Here is a 1,773-nt window from a genome sequence, read left to right as displayed (position 1 = left end):
TCCCGTATAAAAACAGTGCGGCGATTGCCGGCGATGATTTTCCGCAGGAAAATCAGACGCAGCAAGTACGCAAAGTTTCCATTCAAGACAGGTTTAAGCATTGTTTTTATACATTGTTACCAACTGGCTTTTTTGAGAATTAATACGAAAGTTCAATATCGGAATCACTTGCTTTGCTAACAATTTCAATTAACCGTTCATTATATTTTTCCTCCATCCCCAATTCATTTATTCCGCTTAAAGCAGAATAAAACATTTTCTCCAATGCTATATAATAGTTTTCTTCCCAATATCCAAAGTCTTCAATAACATCCAGGCAACAGGCTACATAATGTAATTCTAATTCCACACTAAGCTCAGTAATCTTCAATTTTTGAACAGATCGTATTACTTTTCGAGCTTCAGCTTCCCGTAAAACCAAATTCCGTCCATTGGGATAAACATATTTTTCAATTTCTTTTTTATACTTTCCTGCAAGTTCCTCTATTTCTCCAGTGGCAAAAATGTCCAAGTAGGTTTTAACAGCTGGAATTTTTTTGTACATCTCCGAAATTATTTTAACGAGTTCGGGTTTGTCCATTCCATTTAATTCTTTCTTTACCTCTTTTAATGGCATTATCCGCGATTTGATTTTTTGTTCAGCTTGTTGGTAACGTTCTCATATAAAAACAGTGCGAGCTGGCGAGCTTGATTGTCCGCAGGACAATCAGGCGTTGCAAGCGAGCAGGAAGTTACGAATTGAGACTGAATTCAGCATTGTTTTTATGTGTTGTTGTAAACTGGGCTTTTTTCTCTTTAAATTATCAGTTAGTTTTAGTCCACTGAAAATTGATCAGTCCGTTTTTTTAAAATTTCCCTTTTGAAAATCTATTTTTTGAACAAAACTGGATTTAGTGAGTTCCGCTTGTCCGGCATCAAAAATATTGAAACAGATTTCGATTTTTCACCTTTCTAAAATGCCATTTTTTTGCCTGGTTTACAACGGTCTCGTATATTCGTCAGTTGTGGTAGTGAAGATACGGATTTGTCCGATTTAGATTTTTAATTCCTGATTTGTATTAAACTTTCTTTTAGCTTAATGGCCACAATTGCGAATATGCGTTGTTGTGGTTAGTATTTATTCGATCCACACCATACTAGAGCAAACTTTTTCCCACTCGGTTTTTTCTTTCTTTAATAAAGTAAATTCTCCTCCATATCTCCCCTCTGTATAATAAATAGCGAATTGATCATTTCTGAATTTTACAGGTTCCGATATTCGAACAGTTCTATCATTTTTATTATTTGTAAACGCTGACCGATTCTTAATTTTTGAAAAGTCAAATTTTTTAGAATAGACACCTTTAAACTTTTCTTTAAGAATATTAATTTCGTTTTCTGTCAGTTTAGCATTATTTCTATCAAAGGAAGGTGTGCAAAGGTCAAATTGTGTAGTGCTCCTATTTAAGAAATTTGCTATTGGAACTCCATCATATCTAGAAGAAGTTGTTTTGTAATAAATTTTTGTTTTTTTATTCCCACCCGATTTAGTGAGGGAATTAATTATTTCATAGGAATTATCATTTGCTATTTTTCCTGAACTACAACTAAAAAGTAAACTGGTAAAAATAACAGTAAATAAAATTTTAATTGTAAGCATTTTAGTTAGTTTCTTCATATAAATATTAACCACAACGTTCTCATATAAAAACAGTGCGAGCTGGCGAGCTTGATTGTCCGCAGGACAATCAGGCGTTGCAAGCGAGCAGGAAGTTACGAATTGAGACTGAATTC

At 33.7% G+C, this 1,773-nt stretch carries 2 protein-coding genes; both read right to left on the bottom strand.

The features are described from left to right. Positions 1-139 precede the first annotated feature (139 nt). Positions 140-616 carry a DUF6155 family protein gene (locus tag ACQ93I_RS17155; RefSeq protein WP_431699598.1) on the bottom strand — a complete coding sequence of 159 codons (477 nt, stop codon included), beginning with the start codon at positions 614-616 and terminating at the stop codon, positions 140-142. Positions 617-1,117: 501 nt separating this feature from the next. Then, a partial coding sequence (locus ACQ93I_RS17150) for a hypothetical protein (RefSeq protein WP_431699597.1) occupies positions 1,118-1,773 on the bottom strand: 656 nt, incomplete at its 5' end.

Origin of the sequence: Salinimicrobium sp. WS361 (assembly GCF_050750585.1) — a bacterium.
GTDB lineage: Bacteria > Bacteroidota > Bacteroidia > Flavobacteriales > Flavobacteriaceae > Salinimicrobium.
The sequence above is the reverse complement of the archived record's forward strand: the minus strand, read 5'-3'. Positions and strand labels throughout refer to the sequence as shown.

Excerpts from the sequence above, each read along its gene's own strand:
- ACQ93I_RS17155 (WP_431699598.1), bottom strand. The coding sequence starts at position 616 with ATGCCATTAAAAGAGGTAAAGAAAGAATTAAATGGAATGGACAAACCC.